Origin of the sequence: Pseudomonas sp. R62, from assembly GCF_000257605.1 — a bacterium.
Classification (GTDB): domain Bacteria; phylum Pseudomonadota; class Gammaproteobacteria; order Pseudomonadales; family Pseudomonadaceae; genus Aquipseudomonas; species Aquipseudomonas atacamensis.
In genome coordinates, this window is sequence record NZ_JH635999.1 from 1,041,041 (window position 1) to 1,047,547 (window position 6,507).

Genomic DNA, 6,507 nt, shown 5'->3' on the forward strand with positions numbered 1-6,507 from the left:
CGATGTGCAGCTCCTCGAACACGCCCTGCACGGCGAAGATCGCCGCTTTGGCGTTGAGGGTGTCGAAAATGGTTTCGATCAGAATCAGGTCGGCGCCGCCCTCGATCAGGCCTTTGGTGGCTTCGGTGTAGTTTTCCACCAGCTCATCGAAGGTCACGTTGCGGTAGCCGGGGTTGTTGACGTCGGGCGACAGCGAGCAGGTGCGGCTGGTCGGGCCGAGCACGCCGGCAACGAAGCGCGGCTTGGCCGGGTTTTCGGCGGTCTTGGCGTCGGCAATCTTGCGCGCCAGACGTGCGCCCTCTACGTTTAACTCGTACGCCAGCTCTTCCATGCCGTAATCGGCCATGGAAATGCGCGTGGCGTTGAAAGTGTTGGTTTCGAGAATGTCGGCGCCGGCGTCCAGATAGGCTTTTTCGATGCCGCCGATCACGTCCGGACGGGTGATCACCAGCAGGTCGTTGTTGCCCTTGACGTCACTCGGCCAGTCCGCGAAGCGCTTGCCGCGATAATCCTGCTCTTCGAGCTTGTAGCTCTGGATCATCGTGCCCATCCCGCCGTCGAGAATCAGGATGCGCTCTTTGAGGGCTTGCTTGAGAGCTTGAAGGCGGACGCTGCGATCGGACATGTGGACTACTCGAAAAGACCATTACGAAGGAGCGGGATCATAGCAAACCTGTGCGCTTTTGGAGCATGTGCAGCTTTTGCATGAATATCGCTCATGTTGGTACGAGCGTCATAACGGTAGAATCGCAGCCTTTTTTTATCATCGAGATCAGCAACATGCCGCACCGCTTCATCAGTTTATGGTTGCTGGTCCTGAGCGGGAGCGTTGCGGCGCAAGATCCTGCCATTTCTTCTTCCATCTCCTACACCCGCGATATCCAACCGATCTTTACCGAGAAGTGCGTAGCCTGCCATGCCTGCTATGACTCGGCCTGTCAGCTCAATCTGGGCAGTGGCGAAGGCGCTGCTCGTGGCGCGAGCAAGATGCCCGTGTACGACGGCGAACGCACTCAGGCAGCACCGACCACGCGCCTGTTTTACGATGCCTTCGGCAAGCGCGCCTGGCAGCAGAAAGACTTCTATTCGGTGCTCGACGCCCAGGGCAGTCAGGCTGCGCTGATGGCACGCATGCTTGAACTCGGCCACAAGACGCCGCTGACGCCGAACGCCAAGCTGCCCGAAGACATTGTCCTGGGGCTCAATCGCAACAATCTATGCGCAATGCCTGCGGAGTTCGACGGATATGCCGGCGCGCACCCGAAAGAGGGCATGCCGCTGGCGGTCACTGGCCTAACCGACCAGCAATAACAGACCCTGCAGCGCTGGCTGGCGTCTGGCGCGCCGATTGACGAGCAGAGCCTGGCGCCGAGTGCCAAAGAGGCCATGCAGATCCTGCAGTGGGAAAACCTGCTCAACGCCCCCGGTGCGCGGCAAAGTCTGGTCGGGCGTTGGCTGTTCGAGCACTGGTATCTGGCGCACATCTATTTCAAGGACGGCGAGCCGGGGCATTATTTCCAGTGGGTACGTTCGCGCACGCCGAGCGGCCAGCCGATCGACCTGATCGCCACGCGCCGCCCCAACGACGACCCGGGCACGCAGGTGTATTACCGCTTGTGGCCGGTGCAGGGGGTGATCGTGCACAAGACGCACATCACTTATCCGCTGAGCGCAGCCAAAATGGCGCGGATCAAGAGCCTGTTCTACAACGGCAACTGGCAGGTCAATGCGCTGCCGGGTTACGGCCCGCAAAGCCGTGCCAATCCGTTTGCCACTTTCGAAGCGATTCCGGCGCAGGCGCGCTATCAGTTCATGCTCGATAACGCTGAATACTTCGTCCGCACCTTCATTCGCGGGCCGGTGTGCCGTGGGCAGATCGCGACCGACGTGATCCGCGACAACTTCTGGGCGCTGTTCCAGGCGCCGGAACATGATCTCTACATCACCGACCCGAACTACCGTGGCCAGGCTACGCCGCTGCTGGCGATGCCGGGGCAGAACGACGATGTCGGCAGCGTGCTGAGCCTGTGGCGCAACTACCGCGACAAGCGCAACGAATACGAGGCACTGCGCCGCGACAGCTATGCCGATCTGCCGGCGCCGAGCTGGTCGACGCTGTGGGCCGGCAACGACAACGCCTTGCTGAGCATTTTTCGCCACTTCGACAGCGCTTCGGTGACCAAGGGGCTGATCGGTGAGGTGCCGCAAACCATTTGGCTGTTCGACTATCCACTGCTCGAGCGCACCTACTATCAGCTCGCGGTCAACTTCGACGTGTTCGGCAACGTCTCCCATCAGGCGCAGACCCGTCTGTATTTCGACCTGATCCGTAACGGCGCCGAGCAGAACTTCCTGCGCCTGATGCCCGCTGACTTGCGCGAGGATTACCTCAACGATTGGTACCAGGACGGCGGCCAATTCAAGATGTGGCTCGATTACGAGGCCATCGATGACGACAAACCGACCGCATTGAAGCTCGACGAAAAAGACCCGAAACATGATTTCGCCATGCAGTTGCTGGCGCGCTACGGTGATCTGAACGCGCGGCCAGACCCGATCAATCGCTGCGACGGCGCTTATTGCTCGCGACCGAATATAGATCCGGCGTTGCAGAACGCCGAGCAGGCCCTGAGCCGTCTGGCCTCGCGACCGGCCGCAGGGTTGAAAGTCATCGACCAGATGCCCGAAGCGACCTTGCTGCGCGTTGAAACCGCCAGCGGCAAGCGCGAGGTCTACAGCGTGCTGCGCAACCGCGCGCACAGCAACGTGGCGTTTCTGCTCGGTGAGTCGCTGCGCTATCAACCGGGTCTCGACACCTTGACGATCTATCCGGGCGTACTCACCAGTTACCCGAACTTCATGTTCAACGTCCCGGCCGAGCAGGTGCCAGCGTTTGTCGATGCCATGGAGAATGCCAGGGATGCCAATCGGTTCGACAAGATCGTCGAGCGCTGGGGCATTCGTCGCAGTCATCCGCAGTTCTGGCTGTATTTCCACGATCTGAGCCAGTACATCCACGAAACCGATCCGGTGGAAGAGGGTGTGCTGGATATGAACCGGTACGAGAACCTTTGAGCATTCGCAGGCATATGCCGGGATTCTTTCCCGACAAAAATACTAGGACTTTGTCAGCCGCGCCGATTGGCGTAAACTGCGCCCAAGCCTGCGAGGAGTTTTTATGACCGCTATTACCATTACCGACGCCGCCCATGATTACCTGGCTGATCTGCTCTCCAAGCAGAACACCCCGGGCATCGGCATCCGTGTCTTCATCACCCAGCCTGGCACCCAGTACGCCGAAACCTGCATTGCCTACTGCAAGCCGGGCGAAGAGAAGCCTGAAGATACTGCGCTGGGGCTGAAAAGCTTCACCGCTTACATCGATTCCTTCAGCGAAGCGTTTCTTGACGACGCCGTTGTCGACTATGCCACCGACCGTATGGGCGGCCAGCTGACCATCAAGGCGCCAAATGCCAAGGTGCCGATGGTCAATGCCGACAGCCCGGTCAACGAGCGCATCAACTACTACCTGCAAACCGAGATCAACCCGGGGCTGGCCAGCCACGGCGGTCAGGTCAGCCTGATCGATGTGGTCGAGGACGGCATTGCCGTGTTGCAGTTCGGTGGCGGTTGCCAGGGCTGCGGCCAGGCTGACGTGACCTTGAAGGAAGGCATCGAGCGCACTCTGCTTGAGCGCATCCCGGAGCTCAAGGGCGTTCGCGACGTGACCGACCACACGCAGAAAGAAAACGCCTACTACTAAGGCGTTCGCTGCGAACATGAAAAACGGCGCCCGTGAGCGCCGTTTTTTTATGCCTGTGGCTTGATCATGCCCACGCTCCGCGTGGGCATGCAGCCCGGGACGCTCCGCGTTCCACTCACGGTCGGTACAAATGCGCATGCCCGGCGCGATACAACGAAGACTCGCTGAACACCTCGCTGCCCAGCACCCGCCCGACCAGAATCAGCGCCGTACGCCGAAACCCTTTGGCCTCGACCTTTGCGGCAATGTCCGCCAGTGTACCGACGACCCAGTCCTGATCCGGCCATGTCGCGCGGTGAATCACGGCAATCGGGCAGTCCGCGCCGTAATGCGGCAGCAATTCAACCAAAATCTTTTCCAGATGATTGACCCCCAAATGAATGGCCATGGTCGCGCCATGCTGCGCCAGGCTGGCCAGCTCCTCGCCAACGGGCATCGCGGTCTTGTCGGCGTAACGGGTCAGGATCACGCTTTGCGAAATGTCCGGCAGGGTCAACTCGGCGCCCAGCAGCGCTGCGCATGCAGCCGTGGCGGTCACGCCCGGAATGATCTCGAAAGGAATGCTCAGCTCACGCAAGTAGCGGATCTGCTCACCAATCGCGCCGTACAGACCTGGATCCCCCGAATGCACGCGGGCAACATCCTGGCCTTTGGCATGGGCCGTCCTGATCAGGTCGATGATCTGTTCCAGATGCAGTTCAGCGCTGTTGACCACGGTTTCGGCCTGATGACCTTCCAGCACCGCTGCGGGTACCAGCGAGCCGGCATAAATGATCACCGGGCAGCTGCGAATCAGCCGTTGGCCTTTGACGGTGATGAGTTCCGGGTCGCCGGGGCCGGCGCCGATGAAGTAGACAGTCATCGTTGAATCCTTGTGAAGAGGCGCAGCCCCACTGCAGATGAAGCGTGCTCATGATCAATGGCGGGGATTATCGGGATTTTATGCAGCGCCGGCCAATGCCAGCGTGGCCTGCGCATATTTCTGGCGGTGGATCAGCAGTTTCGCCGGCGCCTGAATCAGTTGCTCGGCCAGCGCCAGCGCGGCGCTTTCCGCCACGCCGTAGCAGCCGGTGCGTTCAAAGGCGATCTGCGATTGATGGCTGAGGCGCTGTTGATAGGGCGCCAGCTCGGCACTGTTGAAATACTGCAGCGGCAGGTTCAATTGTGTGGCCAGTTCCAGCAACCCCGGTTCGTCACGCTTGAGGTCGATACTCGCCAAAGCCTTGACCGCTCGCAGCTCGATGCGGTGCGCCTGCAACGCTTGATCGAGTAGTGCACGCAGCGTACTGGCCGGGCAGCCACGCTGGCAGCCGAGGCCGACCACGAAGGTCGGCACTGCGCGGTCATGGGTCATGCCTGATATCGGCCTGCGCTTTTGCGGCGGAACAACCATGCACTGATCAAGCCCAAGGCCAGCCAGAACGCGACGTTGGTCAGCTGCGAAGCGATTTTGAATTGGGTTTCCAGTGCCTCTGGAGCGAGCATCGAATGCACCTGCGGTTGCGGCGCGCCGATCACATGCGGCACGGCGAGAATCGCCACACCGAGAAGCTTCATCAGCCAGTGGCGGCTGAAGGCGATCAGTGCCAGGCCGACGGCGGTCGAAGCGGCAGTGCCGATCCACCAGATCTGCCGCGAAGCCAGATCGGCAGCCGCAGTGCCCGGCAATTCAGGTGGCAGGCCCAAGGTCGGCGCGAGAACGAACGTCGCGTAACCGGCCAGACCCCAGAGCAGCCCTTGCGAGGTTTTGGTTGGCGCGCGCAAGGTGTACAGGCCGGCAAGCATCAGGGCGAAACCCACCGCCACCACCAGATTGCCGCCAGTGGTCGAGACCACGCGCTGCCAGCCGTCTTCCGGCTCCCAGGCTTCGCCATCATGGCTGTGGGCGGCAGTGCCAGCGGCGTGTTCGTGAACTTGCGCGACCGGTTCGGATTTCTCGAAAGTTTCGGCCTGCAGAATCAGTGGCGATACCCAGAAACTCTGTAGCAAGGTCAGCAGCAGGGCGGCCAGCAAGCCGGTGAAGCCTGCGGTTTGCGCAATACGCTTGATCATCTCGGCAAGCCTCAGTGGCACGGGAACGCGGCGCTGTGGCGGGTATCGTGGGCGGCGTTGTGCACCGCTTCGATGTGCGAGAAGCCGGCGAACCAGACCAGACTGGCACCGAGGATCGAGGCGAAGAGGGCGGCGGCCACGCGTTGGCCGAGTGTGGTGCTGCTGGAAATGTGATCAGTGTGGCTGACGGTATTGCTGATGATCGACATAGCGCTTCCCTCTGAAATGTCAGCGGGTAAACAGAGCGCATGAAAATCCCTGCGAGCCGGGCACGCAGGGATTTCGAACAGCGCCCGCCCACCGCGGGTTTGTTTGTGGTCAGCCGCGCTTGCGCGCGCTGGGTGTTGCGGGCCGGTCTCCGGGCTCGCGAGGGGTTGGCACGAGGCCGACCTGCAAGCATCACCTTCCCATGCCGGGGCACAGTGGATCTGACGCTTCGCTCGCTTACCGTTGCGGGGGCAGCACCGGACTGACATGGCCTTGAGTAAAGCACATGATTCACCGGTTTCCCGTTTCACCCTGTGAAGGGCACCCGTAACAAGGTGGGCAGGAGAACATGGGTTTGGGTTTTTAGTCAATTTCCGGGGAGTTTTCGGTGCTGCGGTGGGGGTGTTTTTCTGATGTTTTTGTGTGTATATCCGTTGCTGCGGGTGTTGCTGATTACGGTTTCGCCCTTACGGCGAGGCACTTTT

Annotated in this window: 6 protein-coding genes, 1 pseudogene and 1 riboswitch; of the genes and pseudogenes, 2 read left to right on the plus strand and 5 right to left on the minus strand. The window is 60.8% G+C overall.

Annotated elements, in window-relative coordinates:
* The coding region (locus OQK_RS22980) for a homocysteine S-methyltransferase family protein (RefSeq protein ID WP_038861605.1) at nt 1-625 on the minus strand (625 nt) is incomplete at its 3' end.
* A 155-nt stretch (nt 626-780) separates the two neighbouring features.
* Between OQK_RS22980 and OQK_RS22985 the strand changes: the two are divergent.
* Together OQK_RS22985 and nfuA are read left to right on the plus strand one after the other, a co-directional pair.
* A pseudogene (locus tag OQK_RS22985) lies at nt 781-3,075 on the plus strand (fatty acid cis/trans isomerase).
* Between the two features lie 103 nt (nt 3,076-3,178).
* Nucleotides 3,179-3,763 carry a Fe-S biogenesis protein NfuA gene (nfuA, locus tag OQK_RS22990; RefSeq protein ID WP_003225494.1) on the plus strand — a complete coding sequence of 195 codons (585 nt, stop codon included), beginning with the start codon at nt 3,179-3,181 and terminating at the stop codon, nt 3,761-3,763.
* Between the two features lie 115 nt (nt 3,764-3,878).
* Here nfuA and cobM read toward each other — a convergent pair whose 3' ends face one another.
* The 4 genes from cobM to OQK_RS23010 form a co-directional block, all read right to left on the minus strand.
* Nucleotides 3,879-4,625, minus strand: coding sequence for a precorrin-4 C(11)-methyltransferase (gene cobM / locus OQK_RS22995; protein ID WP_016774483.1), 747 nt, complete (start codon nt 4,623-4,625; stop codon nt 3,879-3,881).
* Between the two features lie 78 nt (nt 4,626-4,703).
* Complete coding sequence (locus OQK_RS23000) at nt 4,704-5,117, minus strand: cobalamin biosynthesis protein (RefSeq protein ID WP_016774484.1); 414 nt, start codon at nt 5,115-5,117, stop codon at nt 4,704-4,706.
* Nucleotides 5,114-5,815 (minus strand): CbtA family protein, encoded by a 702-nt coding sequence (locus OQK_RS23005; protein WP_016774485.1) that lies wholly within the window; start codon nt 5,813-5,815, stop codon nt 5,114-5,116. Before OQK_RS23005 ends, OQK_RS23000 begins: the two co-directional genes overlap by 4 nt.
* A gap of 11 nt (nt 5,816-5,826) precedes the next feature.
* Complete coding sequence (locus OQK_RS23010; RefSeq protein WP_016774486.1) at nt 5,827-6,024, minus strand: CbtB domain-containing protein; 198 nt, start codon at nt 6,022-6,024, stop codon at nt 5,827-5,829.
* Nucleotides 6,025-6,147: 123 nt separating this feature from the next.
* Nucleotides 6,148-6,366: riboswitch (cobalamin riboswitch) on the minus strand.
* Nucleotides 6,367-6,507: the final 141 nt, after the last annotated feature.